The 22,620-nt window shown below is 66.0% G+C and carries 21 protein-coding genes; 8 read left to right on the top strand and 13 right to left on the bottom strand.

The annotated features are described in order from the left end of the window. Window positions 1-25 precede the first annotated feature (25 nt). Complete coding sequence (locus tag QPK31_RS08315; protein ID WP_290422486.1) at window positions 26-1,165, bottom strand: glutathione-independent formaldehyde dehydrogenase; 1,140 nt, start codon at window positions 1,163-1,165, stop codon at window positions 26-28. A gap of 142 nt (window positions 1,166-1,307) precedes the next feature. Beyond that, window positions 1,308-1,565: a hypothetical protein gene (locus QPK31_RS08320; RefSeq protein WP_290422487.1), complete on the bottom strand. Its 258-nt coding sequence runs from the start codon at window positions 1,563-1,565 to the stop codon at window positions 1,308-1,310. Window positions 1,566-1,877: 312 nt separating this feature from the next. Between QPK31_RS08320 and QPK31_RS08325 the strand changes: the two genes are divergently transcribed. Beyond that, window positions 1,878-4,631: a TonB-dependent receptor gene (locus QPK31_RS08325; RefSeq protein WP_290422488.1), complete on the top strand. Its 2,754-nt coding sequence runs from the start codon at window positions 1,878-1,880 to the stop codon at window positions 4,629-4,631. 65 nt (window positions 4,632-4,696) lie between these two features. Here the strand turns inward: QPK31_RS08325 and QPK31_RS08330 are convergent, their stop codons facing one another. Continuing rightward, entirely contained in the window at window positions 4,697-5,365 is a 669-nt protein-coding gene (locus tag QPK31_RS08330) for an NUDIX domain-containing protein (RefSeq protein ID WP_290422489.1), read from the bottom strand. A 140-nt stretch (window positions 5,366-5,505) separates the two neighbouring features. Between QPK31_RS08330 and QPK31_RS08335 the strand changes: the two genes are divergently transcribed. From QPK31_RS08335 to QPK31_RS08350, 4 genes are all read left to right on the top strand, one after another. Beyond that, window positions 5,506-6,561, top strand: a complete 1,056-nt coding sequence (locus tag QPK31_RS08335; RefSeq protein WP_290422490.1) for a DnaJ domain-containing protein — start codon at window positions 5,506-5,508, stop codon at window positions 6,559-6,561. A 29-nt stretch (window positions 6,562-6,590) separates the two neighbouring features. After that, window positions 6,591-7,505: a hypothetical protein gene (locus QPK31_RS08340; protein ID WP_290422491.1), complete on the top strand. Its 915-nt coding sequence runs from the start codon at window positions 6,591-6,593 to the stop codon at window positions 7,503-7,505. 17 nt (window positions 7,506-7,522) lie between these two features. Next, window positions 7,523-8,785 carry an adenylosuccinate synthetase gene (locus QPK31_RS08345; RefSeq protein ID WP_290422492.1) on the top strand — a complete coding sequence of 421 codons (1,263 nt, stop codon included), beginning with the start codon at window positions 7,523-7,525 and terminating at the stop codon, window positions 8,783-8,785. Window positions 8,786-8,899: 114 nt separating this feature from the next. Continuing rightward, entirely contained in the window at window positions 8,900-9,937 is a 1,038-nt protein-coding gene (locus QPK31_RS08350) for a S41 family peptidase (protein ID WP_290422493.1), read from the top strand. An 84-nt stretch (window positions 9,938-10,021) separates the two neighbouring features. Here QPK31_RS08350 and QPK31_RS08355 read toward each other — a convergent pair whose 3' ends face one another. After that, the gene (locus QPK31_RS08355) at window positions 10,022-13,549 is read right to left on the bottom strand and encodes an indolepyruvate ferredoxin oxidoreductase family protein (protein ID WP_290422494.1); all 3,528 of its coding nucleotides are present in this window, start codon (window positions 13,547-13,549) and stop codon (window positions 10,022-10,024) included. 117 nt (window positions 13,550-13,666) lie between these two features. Here QPK31_RS08355 and QPK31_RS08360 point away from each other — a divergent pair, with 117 nt between their 5' ends. Then, entirely contained in the window at window positions 13,667-14,134 is a 468-nt protein-coding gene (locus QPK31_RS08360; RefSeq protein ID WP_229436887.1) for an Lrp/AsnC family transcriptional regulator, read from the top strand. A 74-nt stretch (window positions 14,135-14,208) separates the two neighbouring features. On the opposite strand, the gene QPK31_RS08365 is transcribed toward QPK31_RS08360, so the two are convergent. Together QPK31_RS08365 and QPK31_RS08370 are read right to left on the bottom strand one after the other, a co-directional pair. Further along, the gene (locus QPK31_RS08365; protein WP_290422495.1) at window positions 14,209-15,447 is read right to left on the bottom strand and encodes an endonuclease/exonuclease/phosphatase family protein; all 1,239 of its coding nucleotides are present in this window, start codon (window positions 15,445-15,447) and stop codon (window positions 14,209-14,211) included. Window positions 15,448-15,641: 194 nt separating this feature from the next. After that, a complete protein-coding gene (locus tag QPK31_RS08370; RefSeq protein ID WP_290422496.1) occupies window positions 15,642-15,914 on the bottom strand; it encodes a hypothetical protein in 273 nt (90 codons plus the stop codon). Between the two features lie 185 nt (window positions 15,915-16,099). Here QPK31_RS08370 and QPK31_RS08375 point away from each other — a divergent pair, with 185 nt between their 5' ends. Both QPK31_RS08375 and QPK31_RS08380 read left to right on the top strand, forming a co-directional pair. After that, entirely contained in the window at window positions 16,100-16,336 is a 237-nt protein-coding gene (locus QPK31_RS08375) for a hypothetical protein (protein ID WP_290422497.1), read from the top strand. Between the two features lie 44 nt (window positions 16,337-16,380). After that, on the top strand, window positions 16,381-17,430 hold the full coding sequence (locus tag QPK31_RS08380; RefSeq protein WP_290422498.1) for a diguanylate cyclase: 1,050 nt from the start codon (window positions 16,381-16,383) through the stop codon (window positions 17,428-17,430). A gap of 51 nt (window positions 17,431-17,481) precedes the next feature. Here QPK31_RS08380 and QPK31_RS08385 read toward each other — a convergent pair whose 3' ends face one another. The 7 genes from QPK31_RS08385 to QPK31_RS08415 all read right to left on the bottom strand — a co-directional run bounded on the left by QPK31_RS08385 (window position 17,482) and on the right by QPK31_RS08415 (window position 22,617). Continuing rightward, window positions 17,482-17,820: a hypothetical protein gene (locus QPK31_RS08385; protein ID WP_290422499.1), complete on the bottom strand. Its 339-nt coding sequence runs from the start codon at window positions 17,818-17,820 to the stop codon at window positions 17,482-17,484. Window positions 17,821-17,990: 170 nt separating this feature from the next. Beyond that, on the bottom strand, window positions 17,991-19,154 hold the full coding sequence (locus QPK31_RS08390) for a PAS domain-containing sensor histidine kinase (protein WP_290422500.1): 1,164 nt from the start codon (window positions 19,152-19,154) through the stop codon (window positions 17,991-17,993). A 107-nt stretch (window positions 19,155-19,261) separates the two neighbouring features. Beyond that, window positions 19,262-19,522: a hypothetical protein gene (locus QPK31_RS08395; protein WP_290422501.1), complete on the bottom strand. Its 261-nt coding sequence runs from the start codon at window positions 19,520-19,522 to the stop codon at window positions 19,262-19,264. Window positions 19,523-19,668: 146 nt separating this feature from the next. Further along, window positions 19,669-20,616, bottom strand: a complete 948-nt coding sequence (locus QPK31_RS08400) for a PHB depolymerase family esterase (RefSeq protein ID WP_290422502.1) — start codon at window positions 20,614-20,616, stop codon at window positions 19,669-19,671. 115 nt (window positions 20,617-20,731) lie between these two features. Next, window positions 20,732-21,349, bottom strand: a complete 618-nt coding sequence (locus QPK31_RS08405) for a phasin family protein (protein ID WP_290422503.1) — start codon at window positions 21,347-21,349, stop codon at window positions 20,732-20,734. Between the two features lie 254 nt (window positions 21,350-21,603). Beyond that, window positions 21,604-22,221 carry a hemolysin III family protein gene (locus QPK31_RS08410; RefSeq protein WP_290422504.1) on the bottom strand — a complete coding sequence of 206 codons (618 nt, stop codon included), beginning with the start codon at window positions 22,219-22,221 and terminating at the stop codon, window positions 21,604-21,606. A gap of 72 nt (window positions 22,222-22,293) precedes the next feature. Continuing rightward, a complete protein-coding gene (locus QPK31_RS08415) occupies window positions 22,294-22,617 on the bottom strand; it encodes a hypothetical protein (RefSeq protein ID WP_290422505.1) in 324 nt (107 codons plus the stop codon). Between the last annotated feature and the right edge of the window lie 3 nt (window positions 22,618-22,620).

Below are 22,620 nucleotides of genomic sequence, written 5' to 3' on the forward strand. Positions count from 1 at the left end.
GCGATCGGCCGGCCCCGTTTCGTGCTTATTTACCCGGCTTCAGCACGACCTTGGTCCAGCCCTCGGCGCGCTTGTCGAACTGCTCGTAGGCCTTCGGCGCTTCGCCCAGCGACAGCTCGTGCGAAATGATGGTCGACGGCTTCGCCTTGCCGGCATGGATCAGCTTGGCCAGGTAGCGGTTGTAGTGCTTGACGTTGGCCTGGCCGGTGCCGATGCGCTGGCCCTTGAACCAGAAATTGCCGAAGTCAAAGGCGAGCTTGCCCTCCTTCGCCAGCGCGTCGTGGGCGCCCGGGTCCTGCGGCAGGAACACACCGACCACGCCGATGCCGCCGGTCGCCTTGACGGTCTGCACCAGGTTGTTCATGGTGAGGTTCGGCACTTCCTTGCCGTGCTTGTCGCAGCACTGGTAGCCGACGCACTCGCAGCCGCAATCGGCGCCTTTGCCGTCGGTCATGTCGAGGATCTGCTGCACGCCGCCGCCTTCGGTATCGTCGATCGGGATCGCGCCCAGCTTCTCGGCCAGGGCCAGCCGGTCCTTGTGGGTATCGACCACGAACACCTGGCTCGCGCCCTTGATGTTGGCCGACATGGCCGCCATCAGGCCGACCGGCCCGGCGCCATAGATGACCACCGATTCGCCCGGCTTGACGCCGGCCAGTTCGGTGGCGTGGTAGCCGGTCGGGAAAATATCCGACAGCATCACGTAATCGTTTTCCTTTTCCTTGGCGTCCGGCGGCAGCACCAGGCAATTGTAGTCGCCATAAGGCACGCGCAGCAGCTCGGCCTGGCCGCCGCTGTAGGGGCCCATGCCGGCAAAGCCATAGGCGCCGCCAGCGGTGCCGGGATTGACCGTCAGGCAAAAGCCGGACAGGCCGCGCTCGCAATTCTCGCAAAAGCCGCAGCCGATGTTGAACGGCAGGCAGACGATGTCGCCCACCTTCACGCGGTCGACGGCGTTGCCGACCTCGATCACTTCGCCCATGTTCTCATGGCCGAGGATGCGGCCGGTTTCCATGCTGGTGCGGCCTTCGTACATGTGCAGATCCGAACCGCAGATGTTGGTGGTGGTGATGCGCACCAGCACGTCTGTCGGCTTTTCGATCCGGGCGTCGGGCATGTCCTTCACCTGCACGTCGCAGGGACCGTTATAAACGAGCGCTTTCATGTATTTCCTTTCCTGGTGGATTGGCGTCAAACCCATTGGCGGTTCGATCCGCAAACGGGTTGACCAGTCTGCACGCGGAAACAGGACGACACTGTTGGTTACTTAACGAACCCGAGTATTTAACAGCCTTGGGAACGCATTCTCAGATGAACGGCCAGCTCAGGATGCGCTTGACGTGCAGCATGACGCGAGTGGCGACATAGGCGATGGCGAAACCAAACGCGAGCAGGCTGTGGACGTCGTGCATGACGGCAAGCCAGACGCCGCCGACAGTGGCGGCAACGACGAGCAGCATCAGCCCCAGCTCGATGCTGAGAAAGAAGGTGGCGGCTTCGCGCCAGACGCGCAGCGTGAGTGCGGCGATGTCCTTGAAGTTGGGGGGATGGCGGCGGGTGGTCATGTCGGAAATCTTGTATCTGACCCGGAATGCAAAAATCGCCGGCGGGCGGCGATGTCAGTCTGGGGGAAAGTGGTGCGCGGTGCGCCTGTTCGGACGCCCGTTTTTCGCTGAGCCGGAAAGGATAGCAGCGCAGGCCGGAGGCCGCAAGCGCGAGATCAGCTCCAGCGCCGGCTGTCAATTTTTCGCTCAGGGGAACCTCGTCTGTCGCGTATCTTTTTTACTACATATCTTTCCAAATCTCCATTTTTTACCTGTCCAGCTGGCGTCGCATTAATATCGCGGATGAGCCAAAGTCTTAACCAAGGAAAAACAATGAAAACCAAGCTGAAAGCAGGCGCGCGCATCGTACGCGGCCTGCTGCTCACCGGCGCCTGGACGCTTGGCGGCACCCTGGCCGCACCGGCATTCGCGCAGGATGTGACCGCCACTGACGTTGCCACAACCGCGCGCGAGGTGCCGCGCGTCGAAGTCACCGGTTCCGCCATCCGCCGCGTCGAATCCGAGACCGCGCTGCCGGTCCAGGTGCTGACGCGCGAGGAGATCGAAAAAGCCGGCGTCACCACCGCCGCCGAACTGCTGGGCCGCGTGTCCGCCAACGTCAACGGCCTGACCGACGGCGCCAGCATCAACGTCGGCGGCGACCAGCGCGGCTTCAACAGCGCGAATTTGCGCGGCATCGGCACCTCCTCGACCCTGGTGCTGCTGAACGGCCGCCGCATGGCCAACTTCGCCTCGCCTGGCGACGACAGCGGCGTCGACCTGAACAACATCCCGGCCGCCGCGCTCGAACGCGTCGAGGTACTGCTCGACGGCGCCTCGGCCCTGTACGGCACCGACGCCATCGGCGGCGTGATCAACTTCATCACGCGCAAGGATTACCAGGGCGTGGAACTGAGCGGCTACGCCGGCAAGACCGACGAGGGCGGCGCCGGCAAGCGCACCCTGAGCCTCAGCGCCGGCTTCGGTGCGCTCGACACCGATGGCTACAACGTGTTCGCCGTGGCCGACTTCCAGCGCACGAACGCGCTGAGCACCGCGCAGCGTTCCTTCATCCCGAACCTGAAGGTCGAACAGCGCCTCGGCCACCTGCTCTCTGGCTACACCAGCCCGGCCAACATCCGCCTGACCTCGCTGCAGCGCGAGCGCCTGCAGGAACGCGGCTTCACCATCAACGGCCAGCCGATCACGAACCGCCTGATCAATCTGTCGGTGCCGAACTGCGACCCGCCGGCGAATGTCTACCTGCCGGCCGGTACCGGTGGCGTGGACGCCTGCACCTATAACTACATGGGCGACACCGAGCTGTATCCGAAATCGGAAAAGTCCAGCCTGCTGAGCCGCGGCGTGGTGAAGCTCGGCGGCGGCCACCAGGCCTATGCCGAGGTGGCGCTGAGCCGCGCCAAGACCTGGTACACCGGCTCGGCCGCGCGCGTGACCGGCTACATCGACTACAGCCTGGTGCCGCAACTGGCGGGCTACGGGCTGGAAGAACTCGAGGACGATTATCCGGGCGAACTGGAACTGCGCATGCGCCTGAACGAAGCCGGCCAGCGCACCAGCGAACTGACCAGCGAAGCCACGCGCTTCGTGGTCGGCATGACCGGCACCGTGGCCGGCTGGGACTACGACGCCGCCTTCAACCACAGCGTCAATACCGTCAAGGACAAGGACACCCACGGCTACGTGCTCTACAACGAGCTGATGGAAGGAATCCTCGATGGCCGCATCAATCCCTTCGGCCCGTCGAGCGCCGAAGGCCTGGCCCTGATCGACAGCATCCAGGTGAACGACGTGGTGCGCCGCGCGCGCGGCACGCTCGACTCCTTCGACTTCAAGTTCTCGCGCGCCCTCGGCAAGATGGACGGCGGCGATTTGGCCGTGGCGGTCGGCGGCGAGGCGCGGCGCGAACGGAATCGCTTCACGCCCTCGGAACTGCTCCTGAGCGACAACATCAACAACGACGCCGCGCCCGAAGGCGGCCGCGCCACCAGCGACAGCCGCAAGGTGGCAGCGCTGTACGGCGAGGTGCTGCTGCCGTTTGCCAGGCAGTGGGAAGCCCAGCTGTCTGCGCGCTACGACCATTACGAGCAGGTCGGCGGCGCGGCCAGCCCGAAGATCGGCCTGAGCTATCGCCCGCAAGCCGGCGTGCTGCTGCGCGCCTCGGCCGGCCGCGGCTTCCGCGCACCGACCATGACGGAATTGCACCGCCCGACGGTCTACAGCAGCACGGCCACCCTGCCCGATCCGGTCTACTGCGCCACGGTCGACAACAATTACTCGGACTGCGCCGACAACTGGGACACGCGCCGCTACAGCAACGAGAACCTGAAACCCGAGCGCAGCCGCCAGTTCTCGCTGGGCGCGGTGGCGGCGCTGGGCAGCCACGTGAATGCCTCGCTCGACTACTGGAACATCAAGCGCACCGACTTGATCAGCGAGATCGGCGACGACATCATCCTGGGTAACCTGGCCAAGTACGGCGACCTGGTCTACCGCGACGAGGATGGGCTGATCGACTACATCGAACTGCGCAAGGAAAACCGCGGCGCCCAGCTGGCGCGCGGGCTCGACCTGGCGGTAACGGTACGCGGCATCCACACCGCCTACGGCAACGTCGGCGGACGCCTGAACGGCACTTATGTGCTGTCCTCGAAAATCCAGAATGCGCCAGGGGATGCCTTCGTGAGTAACCTGAACCGCTTCGTCACCGACGGCGTGGTGCAGCGCTGGCGCCATACCCTGAGCCTGGACTGGGACCGGGGCCCGCTGTCGGCCAATTTGCAGAACACCTGGTCCAGCGGCTACGAAGACCAGAACACGGCGATCAACATCGACGACGGCAGCGTGGTCGCGGCGAACCGCGTGAAATCGTATTCGCTGTGGGACCTCTCCGGCGCGTATGAATTCAACCCGCAGCTGAAGCTGCGCCTCGGCGTGCAGAACCTGTTCAACCGCGCACCGCCGTACTCGAACCAGGCCTACTACTTCCTGTCGGGCTACGATCCGAGCTACACCGACCCGCGCGGCCGCCGCTTCTACGTGAGCGCGAACTACAGCTTCCGCTAAGCGTCCTGCCGCAGCCGATGTGTCCTGTCCAGGGGCCATCGGCTGCGCCTTCTTTCAGGAGCGGACTAGATTGTCCGCTTCAGTTCCTGCAGCCCCTTCTCCTTGCGCCGGTACAGGTCGGGCGCGCGATGCTGGCCGCCCTTGCGGCGCTCGCCGGTCGGCTCGATCATGTCCTCGTCCAATACCTTCTTGCGGAAAGCCGCGATGTTCGTCGCCGAGCCGGTCACCTGCTCGTACACCGCATGCAGTTCGGGGATCGTGAATTCCGCCGGCAGCAGGAAGGTCAGCAGCGACGAATACGTCGACTTGCTGCGCAGGCGGCGGATGGCCATGGCGGCGATCTCGTTGTGGTCGAACGGCAGGTCGGGAATGCGATCGGCCGGCACGAACTCCAGCCCCTCGACCTGCGTCTGTTCCAGCACGCTTTCCGGCACCAGCGAGTAATACGCCACCGACAGCGACCAGCGGCGCGGATCGCGCAGCCGGCCCGAGAAGGTGTAGAGCTGCTCCATGTAGGGCGGATCGACACCGAGCTTGGTGCGCACGACGCGGCTGGCGGCGTCCTGGGCGTTCTCGTCGCTGTCTGTGTGAATCACGCCGCCAGGCAGCGCCAGCGCGCCGCAATACGGCTCGTCCCGGTTCTTGCGCGTGGCCAGCAATAGCGACAGCCGCCCCTCCTGGATGGTGAAGAGCGTGACATCGACCAACGCCAGCGGGTCTTCGTATTGTTTCATGATGATTGTCAGCTGCGATAAACGTGAAGATCATACGATACCGCGTTGGAGTTGCAATCAAGAATGAATATTCGCCTTGTTAGTTGTTAGTTGCGTTTTACGATAAACATGCTACTATCAACCCATCGAAGGAGCAAACCATGCACACCGATCTCTCAAGCCTGTCCGCGGCCAGCCTGCTGGCCATCCCCGAGCACAGCCCGGAACGCCTGTTCGGCGGCAGCGCCGCTGACATCAAGAAGGCCTTTCGCCTGCTGGCGATGAAGTGGCATCCGGACCGCAGCAGCGAAGCCGGCGCGCACCGGGTTTTCCAGCACATCAAGGGCCTGTACGACAAGGCCGGGGAAAGGATGGCAGCGCGCCAGGGCGGGCAGTTGCAGCTTGCGGCGGTCGACGGCAAGGCCTACGAGATCAACTACCTGCGCTGCCACCGCTTCGAACTCGGCGCCATGTACGTGGCCGGTTCGGTGGTCGCCTTCGTCGTCGATCTCGCCCACGCCGACCTGGTGGAACGTGCCGAGCGTGCGCTGCAAGGCCTGGACTACGCCAGCGAGAAGATGCGCCAGCAGATCGCGCCGCACCTGCCGGCCTGCCCTTTCGCCGGCGCCTTCCGCACCGCCGACGCCTGGGTGATCGTGATGCGCAAGACGCCCGACCTGCTCCTGCTGCGCGACGTGCTCGATCACGTCGGCGGGCGCCTGGATCCGCGCCACGTGGCCTGGGTGGTCAGCTCGCTGCTCAACCTGTGCTGCTATTTCGAGTACACCGGCCTCGCCCACAACGCCCTGTCGCTCGACACCTGCTTCCTGTCGCCGCCGGATCACAGCGTGGCCGTGCTGGGCGGCTGGTGGTATGCGGCGCGGCTCGGCGAGCGCATGGCCGCGGCGCCGGCCAGCACCCTCGCCTGGGCGCCGCATGGCCTGCTGGACAGGAAGCGCGCCGACATCCGTACCGACCTGGAACTGGTGCGCGCGATCGGCCGCGCACTGCTGGGCGACATCGGCGGCAGCCGCCTGGAACGCGACGGCGCCGCGCCGCAGGCCATGATCGACTGGCTGCGCCTGCCCGCATCACGCAGCCCGATCGACGAATACCGGACCTGGCGCACCCAGGTCCTGCATGACAGTTTCGGCGCACGTCGCTTCGCCGAACTGCCCCTCACGCAAAGCGATATCTACGCAGTTGACCCGCGGTAGACCCGCAGTTGACAATTAAGGAGAACATCATGGGTGGAGCACGTTGGGACGAAGACGACTGGAAGCGCACCGCAAAGGCAACCGTCGGCAAACGCACCGAGGACATCTTCACGTCGTCGGGCATGCATCCGAAGCTGAATCCGTACGGCGTGGTGCGCGAATCGCGCGACTCGCTGGTGAATCCCGATTCGAATGCCATCATCATCGGGCTGGACGTCACCGGCTCGATGGGCATGATCGCCGACGCCATGGCGCGCGAGGGTCTCGGCACCCTGGTCGAGGAAATCCTGAAGCGCAAACCGGTGTCGGACCCGCACATCCTGGCCTGCGGCATCGGCGACTCCTATCACGACGACGCGCCGCTGCAGATCACGCAGTTCGAAGCCGACATCCGCATCGCCGACCAGCTCAAAATGATCTGGCTCGAGAAAGGCGGCGGCGGCAACAGCCACGAAGGCTATCACCTGCCCTGGTACTTCGCCGCCCAGCACACGCAGATCGACTGCTTCGAAAAGCGCGGCAGGAAAGGCTACCTGTTCACGGTCGGCGACGAGGAACCGCCCGAGGAGCTGCTGGCCAGGCATGCGAAAGCGATCTTCGGCGACTCGCTGCAGCGCGATCTGTCGATAACCGAGCTGCTGACCATGGTCTCGCGCATGTACCACGTCTTCCACGTCGTGGTCGAGGAAGGCAACTACGCGAAAAGCTACCTGCCCCGGGTGCTGAAGAAGTGGAAGGCGCTGCTCGGCCAGCGTGTGCTACGGCTGAAGGATTACCGCAGGCTGGCCGAGGTGGTGGTCTCGGCGATGGAAGTCAACGAAGGCCGCGACCGCGACACCGTGGCGAACAGCTGGTCGGGCGACACCTCGACCGTGGTGGCGCATGCGCTGGGCTCCCTGCCGGCCACGCGCATGGGTGCCCTGCGCGAGCTGGTGCGTTTCTGAGCGGACCGGGAGACATCATGCGCCACACCGCCAAGGCCGTCATCGGCGCCAACTACGGCGACGAAGGCAAGGGCCTGATGACCGACTACCACATCGCGCCCGCCGGCAAGGACGGCATCGTGGTCCGCTTCAACGGCGGCGCCCAGGCAGGCCACACCGTTACCACGCCGGGCGGCCTGCGGCATGTGTTCTCCCATTTCGGCAGCGGCACCATGGCCGGCGCGGCGACTTATCTGTCGCGCCACTTCGTCTGCCATCCCTCCCTGTTCCTGAAGGAGGCGGATGTCCTGGCGGCGGCCGGCGTGGCGCTGCCGCCGGTCTTCGTCGACGAGCGGGCGCCGGTGTCGACCCTGTACGACATCCTGCTCAACCAGGTCGTCGAACGGCACCGTGGCGCCGGCCGCCATGGCAGCTGCGGGATGGGCTTCGGCGAGACGATCGAGCGCAATCTCGACCCCGCCTTTGCGCTGAGCGTGGGCGACCTGCGCCAGGGTTCCGGGTACCTGCTGAACCGGCTGGCGGCGATTCGCGCCGACTATGTGCCGCGCCGCCTGGCCGCGCTCGGGATTCCGATGCTGGACAGCCAGGCCGCCGAATGGCTCGCCAGCGACGAAGCGCTGCAGCGCTATGTTCACGCCGCGATGACGTTCCGCCGTGCGACGCAATGCGCGCGCCCCGAGGTGCTGAAAGACAGCGCGCAGGTCGTGTTCGAGGGCGCCCAAGGTCTGCTGCTGGACCAGGACCGTGGCGCTTTCCCGTATGTGACCCGCTCGCATACGGGCATCCGCAATGCGCTCGATGTTGCGGGCGAAGCGGGAATCGGGACACTGGATATCACTTATGTCACCCGCGCCTATCTCACGCGCCATGGCGCCGGGCCGCTGGCCGGGGAACTGCCGGGCAAGCCTTATCCCGGTATCGAGGACCGGACCAACGTGCCGAACGAATTCCAGGGCAGGCTGCGCTTCGCCCATCTCGACCTGGATGTGCTGGAGCGGACGATCCGCGCGGACTTCGCCGATGCGGCGGCCTGTCCCGGTATCGCCGCGACGCTGAGCCTGGCGGTCGGCTGCCTGGACCAGGTTGGCCCTGCGGTGACGTACGTCGAGGACGGAGAAGCGAAGACTGCGGCGCCGGCTGCGCTGGCGGACCGCCTGGCTGGCCGCCTGGATGCGCGCGCCTTGTACGCGGCATGGGGACCATGCCGCGAAACCGTCGCGAAGTCGGTGTTGGCGTCGCCGGATGCGACAGCAGCTTCGGCGGATCCTGCGATTGTCTGAATTGCATTGATACTCTACACTGGCTGCACGCTTCAACCCTCACCGGAAGCAGATGTTCCGGCACTGCCGGTTGCGCATCGCCCGTCTATTCACCGCCGATCAGGAACGCAGCCCATGAAGACGACCGATCTTCCCTCCTTTGCCGTGACCGGAGCGAAAACAAAGCTGGCCGTCGTCTTCTTCTTGCTGTTCCTTGTGCTGATCGGCGCGTACGCGGTCAAGCCTCCCCCCGACGTCGTGCTCGACCGCACCATGCGCACGCAGGCAATCGATACCCTGGTTGCGGAACTGAACCAGCATTACGTATTTCCCGAAAAAGCAAGGCAGATCGAAGCGCTGTTGCGACAGCGCCAGCAGGACGGCAAGTACGATGCCATCACCAACGGCATGCAATTTGCCTCACGGCTGACAAGCGATATCGCTTCCGTGGCCCACGACCGGCATATGAAGGTGAGGTTCAGCCCCTGGCTCCTGCGCGCGGACCATCATCCCGATGCAATGATGAATGCGGCGCCAGAGCGCCGCCATGGCATCGAGAAAGTCGGCCGCCTGGATCCCGGCATCGGCTATCTGCGGATATCGGCATTTCCGCCTCCCTCGCTGGTCGCGGACAAATACGCAGCCGTGATGAATACCCTGTCCGATACCGACGCACTCATCATCGACGTGCGCACCCACCGCGGCGGCTCGCCCCAGACGGTGGCGCTCCTGATCAGCTATTTCGTCGACGGGCGCACCCGCCTGAACGACATCTGGTCGCGCGACTCCGGCCTGACGACGCAGATGTGGACCGAAGACAGGCTCGGCGGCAAACGCTATGGCGGCACGAAGCCCGTCATGATATTGGCTGGTCCCGCCACCGGGTCTGCCGGCGAGGATTTCACCTATACGATGCAGGCCCTGAAGCGCGCCACCGTGATCGGCGAGCGGACCTGGGGCGGGGCCCACCCGGTCACCATGTATCGCCTCGGCAGCCACTTTGTTGCCGCCATTCCGAACCAACGCAGCATCAGCCCGATTACCCATACCAACTGGGAGGGCACGGGCGTCGAGCCCGATATCGCCGCGCCGGCAGACGATGCGCTCGCGCTGGCGAAGGAGCTGCTGCAGCGGCAGCGCGCTGCCGATCTGGCGCTGCGTGCCCGGAACTGACCTCGAACGAACGCGGCCGCAACCCGACGCATCGTGTCGGGCGCGGCCGCAAACATCCGTTACCGCAGAGGCGAGTCCACGCACTCAGGCGCGCCGCTTCAGCTCGATCACCTGTTCGCCACGATACTGCGCCATCAGCTTCGGCCATTCGGCATCCAGCTTGTCCATGGCCGCCAGCTTGATGTGGCCATAGCCGCGCACCCCGTCCGGCAGCTGCGCCAGCTTCAGCGCGGCCTCGCGGTTGCCGGGATTCAGGCTGGTGGCAAGCATCTCCGCAAAGCCCAGGTAGCGTTCGCGCAGCCCCCGTTCGCGCTTGCGCTCCTCGGTGTAACCGAAGATGTCGAGCGGCCCGCCGCGCAGCGACTTGAACCTGGCCAGCCCGCCGAAGACCGGCATCATCCAGCTGCCCAGCGTCATCTTGGCCGGCACATCGGAGCCCGGCTTGCGGCGGGCCAGCAGCGGTGGCGCCAGGTGGAAAGCGAGCTTGTAGTCGCCGTCGAACTGGGCGGCGATCTGGGCGCGGAAAGCCGGATCGGCATGCAGGCGCGCCACTTCGTACTCGTCCTTGTAGGCCATGATCTTGAACAGGTTGCGGGCCACCAGTTTGCTCAGCTTGCGCGAGCCGGTCGGGTCGATTTGCGCTTCACGCTGCTCGACGGCGGCGATGGCATCCGCGTAACGCCTGGCGTAGGCCGCATCCTGGTAATCCGCCAGGTAAGCGGAGCGCACGGCGACCGTCTCGGCCAGCGGCTTCGGCGCGCTGAACTGGATCACCTTGCGCTCGCTGCGATCCAGGCGTTCGAGCGCACCCGCATCGGCTGCGGCCAAGCGGCCCAGCATGAAGGCGCGCTTGTTCATGTCGATCGCGACGCCGTTCAGTTCGATCGCGCGCAGCAGCGCCGGCAGGCCGACCGGCACCAGGCCCATCTGCCAGGCGTAACCCATCAAGAGGATGTTGCCGCCGATCGGGTCACCCAGGAAGCGCGCCGCCGTCTCATGCGCGTCGAGGCGTACGAGATTGTCGGCACCCGCGGCCAGGCCCAGCTTTTCCAGCAGGCCTTCCTTGTTGATCGAGGCATCGCGCTCGCGCGTGAAATCGGCGGTGGGAATCTCGCGGTCGTTGGCCACTACCCTGGTGTGCCCGGCGCGCATCACGGCCAGGCTGTCGGGCATGGCGGCCACCACCAGGTCGCAGGCGAACACGGCGTCGGCCTGGCGCAAATCGATGCGCACTTGGTTCAAACGCGCCGGCGAGGACGCCACGCGTACGTGCGACAGCACCGCGCCGCCCTTTTGCGCGAAGCCCATGAAGTCCAGGGTCGAGGCGCCCTTGCCTTCCAGGTGGGCGGCCATGGTAATCAGCGCGCCGACGGTGACGATGCCGGTGCCGCCCACACCCGCGACCAGGGTCTCGAAGGGTTTGTCCAGCGCAGGTGGCGCCGGTTCGGGGTAGGCGGCCAAGGCCTGCTGCAAATCGGCCAGCGACAGCGTGCTGACTTCCGGCTTGCGCAGCGAGCCGCCCAGCACCGAGACGAAGCTTGGGCAGAAGCCCTCGACGCAGGAATAATCCTTGTTGCACGACGATTGCTCGATCTGGCGCTTGCGGCCGAATTCCGTTTCCAGAGGCAGGATCGACAGGCAGTTCGACTGCACACCGCAGTCGCCGCAGCCTTCGCAAACGGCCGGGTTGATCACCATGCGGCGCGCCGGATCGGGGAAGACGGTCTTGCCCGGCTTGTTCTTCTTGCGGCGGCGGCGCTTCTCGGCGGCGCAGGTCTGGTCATACACCAGCACCGTCACGCCGGGGATGGTGCGCAAGTCGCGCTGGATGACATCGAGCTCGCTCCGGTGGTGCACGGTCACGCCCTCGGGCAGCTTCACCTCGGCATAATTTTCGGGCTGGTCGGTGACGACCACGGTCTTCCGGGCGCCTTCGCTCACCACCTGCTGCACGATCTGCGGCACCGACAGGGTGCCGTCCACCGGCTGGCCGCCGGTCATCGCCACCGCGTCGTTATACAGGATCTTGTAGGTGATGTTGGTACGCGCGGCCACCGCCTGGCGGATCGCCAGCGAACCCGAGTGATAAAAGGTGCCGTCGCCCAGGTTCTGGAATACGTGCGGCTCGCTCACGAAGCGCGAGGAGGCGACCCAGCTGACGCCCTCGCCGCCCATCTGCGACAGGTAATTCGTGTCGCGCTTCATCCAGGTGGCCATGAAATGGCAGCCGATGCCGGCATAGGCGCGGCTGCCTTCCGGCACGCGGGTCGAGGTGTTGTGCGGGCAGCCGGAACAGAAATATGGCGTGCGCTTGACGCCGTCGGCACCGTTCGAGGGCAGCGCGGCGGCGCAGAAGTCCGGCAGCATGCGTCCCAGGTCGAGCGTGGGGAAGCGCGGCGCCAGCCAGTGCACCAGGGCCGGTGCGATGCGCGAAGGACGCAGCTCGCCCTGCGCCGACAGCAGCGGCGCACCGTCACGGCCGGCCTTGCCGACCACGGCGGGACGGGTTTCCGTCGGCAGGTTGTAGAACAGGTTTTTCACCTGCTGCTCGATGACTGGACCCTTTTCTTCCACCACCAGGATTTCCTCGAGGCCGGCGGCAAAGGCGGCCATGCGGGTACGCTCCAGCGGGAAAGTCAGGCCGGGTTTATAGACGCGCACGCCGAGTTCTTCCAGGCGCGACAGCGGCAGGCCCAGGCGCTCGAGCGCTTCGACCAGGTCCAGATACGCCTTGCCGGCGCTGATGATGCCGATGCGCGCTTGCGGCGCGGCCACGACCAGACGATCGATCGAATTGGCGCGGGCAAAGGCCTGCACCGCCTCCAGCTTGGCGTCGAGCCGCACTTCCAGCGCCAGGCCAGGCAGATCGGGCCAGCGGTTGTGCAGGCCGTCGGGCGGCGCCACGTAATCCTGCGGCATGGTGAACGAGGGCATGGCCGGCAGCTCGACCACGGCGCCGCCTTCCACCGTTTCCGAGATCGCCTTGAAGCCGCACCAGGCGCCCGAGAAGCGCGACAGCGCCCAGCCGTACAGGCCGAATTCCAGGTATTCCTGAATGTTGGCCGGATTAATCACCGGCATGCTCCAGGCAATCAGCGCCTGCTCGCTCTGGTGCGGCATCGACGACGACACGCAGCCGTGGTCGTCGCCGAGGATGACCAGCACCCCGCCGTGCGGCGAGGAACCGTAGACGTGGCCGTGCTTGAGGGCGTCGCCGGCGCGGTCCACGCCCGGCCCCTTGCCGTACCACATGCCGAAGACGCCGTCGACCTTGCGCGTCGGGTCGGCTTCGACCTGCTGCGACCCCATCACGGCGGTGGCGCCGAGTTCTTCGTTAATCGCCGGCAGGAAGTCGATGCTGCGTGCTTGCAGCAAGTCCTTGGCGCGCCACAGTTCCTGGTCGACGGCGCCCAGCGGCGAACCGCGGTAGCCGCTGACGAAGCCGGCCGTGTTCAGGCCCTGGCGTTCGTCGAACACTTTTTGCATGCACAACAGGCGCACCAGGGCCTGGGTACCGGTGAGGAAGACGCGGCCGCTTTCGCGGCGCAGGTTGTCGTCGAGGGCGTAGTCGGGATCGGCCAGCAGGGCTGGCGGGGTGGTCATGGAATTCATCGTCTCGTTATGCTTTTGTAAGCAGACAGGATATGCCGCGCGGGGAGAAAGATTTTTTCTATTTCTTCCCTCTCAGCGATTAGACTGGCAAGAATCTTTCTGAAACAGGGACAAAAAATGAAAAACACACCCCTCGACCATGCGTCGATCAAGATCCTTGCGGAACTGCAGAAGAATGGCCGGGTGTCCTCGAACGAGCTGGCGGAAAAGATCGGGATGTCGGCCAGCCCGTGCTGGCGCCGCCAGAAGGAACTCGAGGAGAACGGCTATATCCTGCGCTACACCGCTCTTCTCGACCGGCGCAAGCTGGGGCTGGCCGTGGTGTGCCTGCTGCACGTGTCGCTGGCGCGCCATGCCGAGGGCGTGGTGGAACAGTTCGAGGAAGCGATGCGGCTGCGTCCGGAAGTGGTGGAATGCTACGAGACCACCGGCAGCTCGGACTACATGGTGAAGGTGGTGGTGGCCGACATGGACGCCTACCACGACTTCCTGCACAACGTGCTGGTCAAGCTGAACGGGGTGGCGCAGGTGAATACCAGCGTGGCGCTGCGCGAAGTGAAGTACGAGACGACGCTGCCGCTGTAACGGGCGCCAAAAAAATCGCCGGCATGGAGGCCGGCGATGCTTGTTTCAAGTCGGGACGGGCGTCCCGGCGCTTATCAGAAGTTCAGGGTCACGCTGCGCGGGCAATGGTCGCTGGTGTCGATGCGCTGGCCCGGCTGCTGCACGACGGCCGTCTTGCGCGAACCGATTTCCGGCGCCTGGCGCGCCGCCAGGGCGCCGCTCAGCACAATGTGGTCGAGGCCGGTGAAGCCGCGGCAGCCGGTGTCGACATTCGTCAGCGGCACCTGCTTCAGCGCACGCGTGCCATCGTTCAGTTCCTGCCACAGGTAGCGCGTGGCGACCTTGCCGTTGGCGTCCTGCGGCGGCACGCCGGCGGGGTTGCTGCCGTCGGTACGCACCTGCCCAGGGCGGATGTTGGCGGCCGCTTCCTCGTCGATGCGGCGGTTGAAGTCGCCCAGCAGCACGAAGTCGGGGCTGCGCTGCGCCACGCTGTCGAGCCAGCGCTCGATCGGCGCGACCTGGCGGTTCAGCACCTGGCAGGCAGGGTTCGGATCGTCGAGCAGGCGCGCCTGGTAGATCGGGGTCGGCACGATGTTGGCGCAGCTCGACTTCAGGTGCACGTTCAGGAAGCTGAGGCGGCGGTCCGCCCATTCCAGTTCGAGCGTCAGGCCCGGACGCACCTTGTGCGCATCCTTGGCGCCCGGGTTGTCGCTCACCGCCAGGTCCTCGTTCACGCTGCACTTGGCGCCGGTCTCGCCCATGCTCTTGTCCCAGGCGAATGCCGTGGTCTGGAAACCATCGTGCGGCGCGTCGCAGGTGCCGAAGCGGTCGGCATGCTTGCCGAGCAGTGTCTTGATCACCTCGGCCGAACGCACTTCCTGGAAGGCGATCACTTTCACGCCGCCCTTTTCGATCAAATCGGCGATGGTCGCCTGCAGGCCGGCCAGTTTGGCGGCGTAGTCGGCGCTCGTCGGCGGCGCGGCGTTGTCGCGGCCCAGGTAGGCGTTACATGGGACCATCATCGAGGCTTTCTCCGGGCCGCCGGCCAGGCGCGTGGTGTCGGCCACGCACTGGCGCGCCGCCTGCACTGCTTCGTCGGTCGGGCGCGACTGGCCTTTCTCGCGCTTCGGACGGGTATCGCACCAGTTCACGGCCGTGCAGACGGCTGCGTGACGGTCGAAATCCTGCTGCGAACCGGCCCAGGCCAGGTTGAAGGAGGCGACGCCGATTTGCGCCGGCGGTGCCGGCTGGGATGACGGCACCGGCTGGGCGGCGTGGACGGAGGCGCTGGCAAACAGCGTCATCAGGAAGGCAACGGGCGTGGAGGTAATCATGCGATACGAAGTTTCATCGGTGAGGACGCCGCAGGCAGTACGGCTGGCCGGCGCGATTGACGCGCTTGGAATCCCGGATAAGTGGAACCGTGGATTATCGCGGAGTTCGTTCGGCGCGGCAATGGCGCTGGGCCACCGCCCGCCGCCAACGGGTCGGTGACGTGGCCTTACCCATCCGGGTCGATCCACCGGCGTCAGGATTCGGGGCTGGGATCGGCGCGGTCCAGGTCCTTCCCCCCGTCCAGGACCACGGCGGCGCGCTCCATGCGCATGCTCTCCGATACCGACCGGCCATCTTCCTCGACGGTCTCGGGCGGATCGAGCATGTCGGCAAGCATGGCCTGCAGCTCCGGTGTATCCCACGGCAGGCCGCCGCGCTGCCTGGCATGGATGTAATGCCTGATCTCGCTTTCCTGCTCCGGGCTCAGCGGCAGCCCGCGAAACGTGTTCGCGAATTCGAATGTCATGATGCTTCCTCCTCGGCTCCGGCGAGCCACTACACCGAACCTACGCCCATTCGTCCTGCTCCGGCGCACGGCATAGCGGAGCGAAAAAGCTGGTCTTTGTCGCTACTGCGCGTATGATGAATCGCACCGGCGCGCTGCGGACGCCGTCTCCGGCATGTGGCCCGGCATCCAGTCATGGAGGATCGATGCACAGTAACGAGCGCCAGCGGCGCAGCGACGAGCCGACAGCGAACGCCGTGGCGCGTGGCCTGAACATCCTGGCGGTGCGCGACGCCCACGTCGCCAGGCGCTACATGCAGCACAAGCGTGTGCCGCGCGACGTGATTGCCCGCGTCCTCGCCCATCCGGCGCTGCGGCGCCGCGAAAGCGCCGGGCAATCGGTCTCGGAAGCGATCAGCCCGTCCACGGCAGACGATGCATGACACCCTGGCCGCTACCGCGGCCATCACAGCAAGTGGAGCCGACGATGACACGCAACACCGAATCCAGCACCGAAGCCGGACAACTACGGGCCTTGCTCACCATGTCGCGCGAACTGATGCAGGCCGACGACCCGTTCGCCGCGCTGGTGCTGGCCGGCCGCGCGATGGCCGAACTCGCCCATGCCGGCCGCGCCCTGCTGCTGGTACGCGGAGAAGTAAACGCGTCCATCGGCTTCGACCGTGCAGGCAAGCCGCGCAAGGCCGGGGCCAGCCACGACTGGTACCGCGCCGCGCTGGCGCGGCTGGAAGGTGAGCCGGGCAGCGCAGGAGAAACCGGCGGCGCGGCAGGCTCGCGCACGATCATGGTGAGCGTGCCGGCCCGGCACACCATGGCCGTGCTGGTCGCCGGCTGGACCGACGATGCCGCGCCGGAGTCCTGGGAAGGACGCCGCCGTCTTCTCGGCACGATCCTCGAACTGTGCACCGCGACGCTCGGCCGGATCTCGGACCGCAGTGCGCTCGAAGACCTGGTCTCGACGCAGTACCAGCAGATGGCGGGCGCGGCCCAGGCGCACGCCGACGAAATGGCGCGCCGTGACGCATCCGAAGGCGCGATGCGCGCCCTGGCGCTGACCGACGTCCTGACCGGCCTGAACAACCGGCGCGGCTTCTTCATCCAGGCCGAGCACATGTTCAGGCTGGCCCGGCGCAGGCATGCCAGCTGTTCCGTGATCTATGCCGACATCGATGGCCTGAAGCTGGTGAACGACCAGCTCGGCCATGCCGCCGGCGACGAGCTGATACGGGACGCCGCCGCCGTGCTGCGCGAATCCCTGCGCGACAGCGACGTGCTGGCGCGCCTGGGCGGCGATGAATTCGCCGCTTTCGTCCTCAATGACGCCCATCCGCGCGTGATGCTGGGAAGGCTGCAGGACAACCTGCGCGCGTTCAACCTGATGCAGGAGCGTAGCTACCGTCTTGCGATCAGCGCCGGCGCGGTGCAGTGCGATCCCCACGGCAGTACGGCGCTGCTCGACTATGTCCAGTCGGCGGACCGGGAAATGTATCTGCACAAACGCAGCTGCCTGCACTAACAACCTACCTCGGTAGACAGGTTCCAAAAGCCTGTGCGGAGTCGTTTTTTGTCAGGCAACCGGGAGCGACAGTCCTGGCTCACGGTGCGCATAGTCCAGCGCGGCAGACAGCAAGTCGTAGCGATATGCGCCATAGCGGTAGTAGCCGTATTCGAAGACGATACCGTGCTTGTCCATCTGAAGCCGCTCCTCGGGTGTGGGTCCGGCCCATTGCTTCCATTGACGCGGCACGGGCGCCTCGCCGGCAGCGGGCCTGGTCCGATCCAGCCTGCCATAACGCAGCGCGTCTGCGAGATGGTCGTAACTGTACTCCCTGTAATGGTATGCGCGTCCATCGAAGGAAATGCCGAGCGCTTCGGCCTCGGGCGGCAGAACGGGTAATGCATCCATGGTGTCCTCGCAGTCGGCCAAATCGCAGGATGATCGGCAGCGGCGATGACCGGCCATCGATCCGGCAGCGCTTGCCGAGCGGCAGGCACTCCGCTCGAACATGGCTGGCACACTGCCATTGTGTACCAATGACCGCGCGTACGGATCACATGGGCAGAAATATTCGATTCTCAGGCCGGTGCTGTTTGCCGCACCACGGGAAGGACAAAGTGCAGACAGGTACCCTGCCCCCGCCCTGGACTGTCGGCGGACACCTGGCCGCCGTGCGCACGGGTCACGCTGCGTGCGATCGCGAGTCCGAGTCCGGCGCCCGAGACCACGCGGCCGGGATGCGGGGCAAACTTGCGGAAGGGCTCGAACAGGAGCGGCAGTTCGTCCGACTCGACGCCGATACCACGGTCGACGACACGTATCTCCAGGAACACGCCGTCGACCGCGACCGCCAGCGAAATCCCGGCGCCATCGTCGGAATACTGGCTGGCATTGTGCAGGGCATTGCCGAGCGCCTGCCCGAGGCGTTCGGGATCGCACCAGAGGACGGCATCGCAGTCTTGCTCGCACATATCAATGTCTGTGTGCAGCTGCTGGCCGCGCTCGCGCAGCAGGCCATCGACCATGTCGCGCGCGCAGGCCAGTACCTCGTCCAGGCTGGCGGCGCGCATCGCTACCGGAATCTCGCAGGCATGATCGATGCGGGCGCCGTCGAGCAAGTCGTCGATGAAGCGCCCCAGTTGCCGCGTCTGGCGCTCGATCACGCGCGCCATCCTCGCAATGCCAGGCTCGCCGGGCTGGCGCCGCAGGATCGCAGCGACGGCCATGACCGATGCCAGCGGGTTACGCAGCTCATGGCCCAGCATCCGCAGGAATCCGGTCCGGCCATCACGCGCGAGGGCAAGCTCGTGCTCCAGGCGGCGCCGCACGCTGATGTCGGTCAGCGAGCACAGCACGCCCGCAGCGGCGTTGCCGTCCTGGCCAACCGGCCGTGCGTGGACCACCAGGCAGCGCTTCTGGCCATCGGCCGACTCCGCGACCAGCTCGGTCGCGGCAACGGCGGCGCCGCTGCGCTGCGCGAGCGCGGCCGGCGCAGCCGACTTCTCGAGCGCGCTTCCATCGGCCCGGTACAGCGCCGCAAAGCCGTCCCAGCGTGCGTCCTCGGCCGGTGAAGGGCACCCGCCCCACAGCCGCCGTGCCGCGCTGTTGCAATGCAGGACAGCACCGCCCGGCGAGCAGAACCAGGCCGGACAGCCGATCTGCTCGATCAGCTGTCCATAGACATTGGGTGCGAGGTCGGTGCTTGGAGGCCATGTCCGCCGCCTTTCGTGTTTCCATGCCACAGCGGCTCCTGATAGTGATCTCTCGGTACATTATGAACGCCGCTTCCGGATCGGACGTAGGACGCTCGGCAGTGCGCATGTCGTCATCGCGCCCATGCCGCACAGGATCAGCCAGAACGGGTGGCACGTGCGGACGAGCGTCCGGCAATCACGGCAAGCTGCTCGCCTCTTACGCGGCGAACGGAATCAACGCTTGCCGTCGGCATGTGCCGCCGCATCCATGGCCGGGTCAGGACGCGCAGTGCCACCCCGAGCGCTATGCCGTTTCTCGCCAGTGCGTCGGCGGCGAGGCGTATGTTCTGCGTGCGGTAGTTGCGCACGATCGCATCGATCAGGATGGCGCTCAGGCGGTCGGTTCGTGTATGCATTGGCCAGTCCGGTATCCGTTCGAGGGTAAAATGCCACAGTCGCGGGCGATTGCCTGCATGGGGCGGCGCCCAGTCAATCTACGCGCCAAGCGGGACGCTGTAAACACGCGCATCCGGTAGCGTTGCGCCGGCGCCCACGCCGTTAGTCACGCTGCCGGATGGGCGAGGAAGAAGCGCAGTATTTCCTCGCTGGCACTGGGACCGCGCGTATCCGTGTGGCTGCCATGCCGATTGCCGCCCGACCAGGCGTGGCCGGTGCCGTGCACGGTCCATTCCTCGGCCAGCACGGCGCCCGTGCCTTCACGATGACACTCCCGGGTGAACGCGCGGCCGCCGCTGCAGCCGGTTTCCGCCACCATCGCGACGCCGGCATCCTCCTGCCGCTGCGCCACGCGGCTGTCGAGCGACTGGCGTATCACGCTGCGGCTATTCATTCGGTGCACCGTCGTGTCGGCATCGCCATGGAAGACGATCACGGGGACGATCGACTCAGGGCGGGGCAGCGCGGGCACGGACGCATCGGAGCCGTTGCGCATCGCCAGCATCGCGGAGGCCTCGCAGGTCGCGCTGCCGTGCGCCAGTCCGGAATGGCTGCCGACCGCTCTGAACAGGTCGGGATAGGTACGCCCCAGGATGACGGCCATGGCGCCGCCTGCGGACAGGCCGGCGACCGCGACGCGCGCGGGATCCACGGCATGCTCGGCCATGATGCGCCGGGTGAGTCCCGCAAGCAGCGCCGGCTCGCCCGCACCGCGCTGATGATGGCTGTGTTCGTACCAGTTCCAGCACCGGTTCCAGTGCGCGCTGGCGGACTGCTCCGGGTACAGGACCAGGCAGCCGTGCTCCTGGGCCAGTGCGTTCATCCCGGTGCCCGAAGCAAAATCGGCGGCATCCTGGCAGCAAGCATGCAACATCACGATCAGCGGCATGGGGCCGTCGCGTGCGCCGCCAGGGGTGAACAGGCGGTAGCGCAGCGTTCGCGCGCCTTCTTCATGGGTTCCGTAGCTGAAGCGGCTACCGGCAATGGACTGGGCCGGCAGGCCTTGCCAGGGCGCGGTCAACGATGACCAGGCTTCGAACAGGGTGTTGAACATGTGCGGGTTCCTCGACGGGGTGATGAATGGTCTCCTGCAGACGGAAGCGGCGGCGAAAACCGGATGGTCTGCGCCGCCGCAAGGAATGTCCCGTCAGACGGGGGAGCGAGGACGATCAGCGCGCCGGGGGAGCTACCTTGTCGCGCGCCTGGCCATCGCCGCCCGGGATGCTGCCAGCACTGCGAGGCATGCCAGCCTGGCCGTCGGACTTCACGTTCACGACATCGTCCTTCAGCTCATTGAAAAACTGCGCGCCGGCCTTGACGCCGCGCTCCGCGTTCTTGGTGAAGGCATCGCGCGTGTTCTTCATCGTGTCCTCCTGCTCGCGCAGGCGCTCGTCGGTTTCTTCGCTCGAAACGCGGGTGACTTCGTCAGCCAGGGCACGCGCGGTACGCGAGGTTTCCTGCACATGCTGCTCGCTGACCCGGGTCAGGTCGACCTGGGTGCTGGCGGCAAGCTGCGACAACTGCTGCTGATAAGAAAGAAACTTCTCGGTGGATGGCTGGGCGCTCGATGCCGCTGCCGACAGCGCATCGGTGGGACGGCTGGTGGTCAGCATGCGCTGGGCAGTGCTGGTGGCCTCCTCAAGCAGGCCCTGCCCCAGCTGCATATGCAACTGGAAGACCTGCTGGAAGGCGCGCGAGACGGTCTGCGACAGCTCGTTCATGAAGGCGGTCTGCGCGTCGAAATGGGTACGCACGGCAGGATTGACGGATTGGGGGAACGGATACATGGAGTACCTTTCTGGGATGGAATGACCTGGAGATGCTTGCGCCGGACGCAATACATTGATGTGTCTGGCGAGAATGGCAGCACGGCGGATGCCGTCTGGGAGAGGACGATCGGTGAAGATCGCATGGGACCTGCACACTATGCGCTCTTTTCTGCACTTGTGCGGCCAATGCACACATCTATTTTCGTGGCGTGGCGCTCGGCAATCTATTGCTTCTATCGGGACCTGGCCATCGGTGGGCGCCGGCCCCGCGCTCAGGCGACATGGCGCAGGACGGCGACGTAGTGGCACATGCTGCCGGCCAGGACGAACAGGTGCCAGATACCGTGGCCGTGGCGCAGCCTGTGATCGGTGGCATAGAAGGCGATGCCGGCCGTATAACACAGGCCGCCGGCTGCCAGCCAGGCGAAACCCGCACTGCCGAGCGCATCGACCAGGGCGCCGCTCCAGGCAACGGCGAGCCAGCCCATCGCCAGGTAGATGAGGAGCGAGACGATGCGCGCCCCCCTGGCGTACCAGAGCTCCTGGACGATCCCGGCCACGCCGAGCGTCCATACGATGCCGAACATGGTCCAGCCGGCGGTCCCGCGCAGGCTCACGAGCGTGAACGGCGTATAGGTGCCGGCAATCAGGAGGTAGATGGCGCAATGGTCCATCTTGCGCAGCACATCCTTGGCCGCGCCGTGCAGGCTGTGGTACAGGGTCGACGTCAGGTACAGGGTCAGGAGCGTTGCAGCGTAGACGCTGCAGCCCGCGATCGTCCACGGGTCGCCGCCACGCACCGCCGTGACGACCAGGAACGCACCGCTGCCGGCTGCGAGCAGCGCGCCCACGGCATGGGAAATGCTGTTGAAGCGTTCACCGTGGAGCATGTGCGTCCTGTCTGGCCTGCACGAGCGCTAACGGCCGCGCAATGGCAGCCGGGAAGTGCGCGCCCTGGTCTGCTAGCGCGCGTTGCGCTGGTGGTCGGCCAGCGCGGCCTGGATGAGCGCCCTGGCCGGCTGCAAGCGCCAGTGCCGCGATGGATGCATGCCATGCTCCCCGCGCTTCCCGGATGAATCCTCCGTCTTGTCCCGGCCGATCAAGGCAAGCATCGCCGCGCCGGGCGGCGCCGGGTCCAGCTGCTCCCACCTGATTCGGAGACGGTCGACGATGGCGCAGATCTCCTCGCGCTTGACGCCGCGCTGTGACAGGTAAGGAACGATCTCTTGCGCAATCGCTCCCCACTGAGAAAATATCTTGGCAGGAAACTCAAGGACTGTATGCATTGC

This window comes from Massilia sp. YIM B02769, from assembly GCF_030411995.1.
Taxonomy (GTDB): Bacteria; Pseudomonadota; Gammaproteobacteria; order Burkholderiales; family Burkholderiaceae_D; genus Telluria.

Coding starts and splice junctions, on each gene's coding strand:
- QPK31_RS08315 (WP_290422486.1), bottom strand. CDS start 1,165: ATGAAAGCGCTCGTTTATAACGGTCCCTGCGACGTGCAGGTGAAGGAC.
- QPK31_RS08320 (WP_290422487.1), bottom strand. CDS start 1,565: ATGACCACCCGCCGCCATCCCCCCAACTTCAAGGACATCGCCGCACTC.
- QPK31_RS08325 (WP_290422488.1), top strand. CDS start 1,878: ATGAAAACCAAGCTGAAAGCAGGCGCGCGCATCGTACGCGGCCTGCTG.
- QPK31_RS08330 (WP_290422489.1), bottom strand. CDS start 5,365: ATGAAACAATACGAAGACCCGCTGGCGTTGGTCGATGTCACGCTCTTC.
- QPK31_RS08335 (WP_290422490.1), top strand. CDS start 5,506: ATGCACACCGATCTCTCAAGCCTGTCCGCGGCCAGCCTGCTGGCCATC.
- QPK31_RS08340 (WP_290422491.1), top strand. CDS start 6,591: ATGGGTGGAGCACGTTGGGACGAAGACGACTGGAAGCGCACCGCAAAG.
- QPK31_RS08345 (WP_290422492.1), top strand. CDS start 7,523: ATGCGCCACACCGCCAAGGCCGTCATCGGCGCCAACTACGGCGACGAA.
- QPK31_RS08350 (WP_290422493.1), top strand. CDS start 8,900: ATGAAGACGACCGATCTTCCCTCCTTTGCCGTGACCGGAGCGAAAACA.
- QPK31_RS08355 (WP_290422494.1), bottom strand. CDS start 13,549: ATGAATTCCATGACCACCCCGCCAGCCCTGCTGGCCGATCCCGACTAC.
- QPK31_RS08360 (WP_229436887.1), top strand. CDS start 13,667: ATGAAAAACACACCCCTCGACCATGCGTCGATCAAGATCCTTGCGGAA.
- QPK31_RS08365 (WP_290422495.1), bottom strand. CDS start 15,447: ATGATTACCTCCACGCCCGTTGCCTTCCTGATGACGCTGTTTGCCAGC.
- QPK31_RS08370 (WP_290422496.1), bottom strand. CDS start 15,914: ATGACATTCGAATTCGCGAACACGTTTCGCGGGCTGCCGCTGAGCCCG.
- QPK31_RS08375 (WP_290422497.1), top strand. CDS start 16,100: ATGCACAGTAACGAGCGCCAGCGGCGCAGCGACGAGCCGACAGCGAAC.
- QPK31_RS08380 (WP_290422498.1), top strand. CDS start 16,381: ATGACACGCAACACCGAATCCAGCACCGAAGCCGGACAACTACGGGCC.
- QPK31_RS08385 (WP_290422499.1), bottom strand. CDS start 17,820: ATGGATGCATTACCCGTTCTGCCGCCCGAGGCCGAAGCGCTCGGCATT.
- QPK31_RS08395 (WP_290422501.1), bottom strand. CDS start 19,522: ATGCATACACGAACCGACCGCCTGAGCGCCATCCTGATCGATGCGATC.
- QPK31_RS08400 (WP_290422502.1), bottom strand. CDS start 20,616: ATGTTCAACACCCTGTTCGAAGCCTGGTCATCGTTGACCGCGCCCTGG.
- QPK31_RS08405 (WP_290422503.1), bottom strand. CDS start 21,349: ATGTATCCGTTCCCCCAATCCGTCAATCCTGCCGTGCGTACCCATTTC.
- QPK31_RS08410 (WP_290422504.1), bottom strand. CDS start 22,221: ATGCTCCACGGTGAACGCTTCAACAGCATTTCCCATGCCGTGGGCGCG.
- QPK31_RS08415 (WP_290422505.1), bottom strand. CDS start 22,617: ATGCATACAGTCCTTGAGTTTCCTGCCAAGATATTTTCTCAGTGGGGA.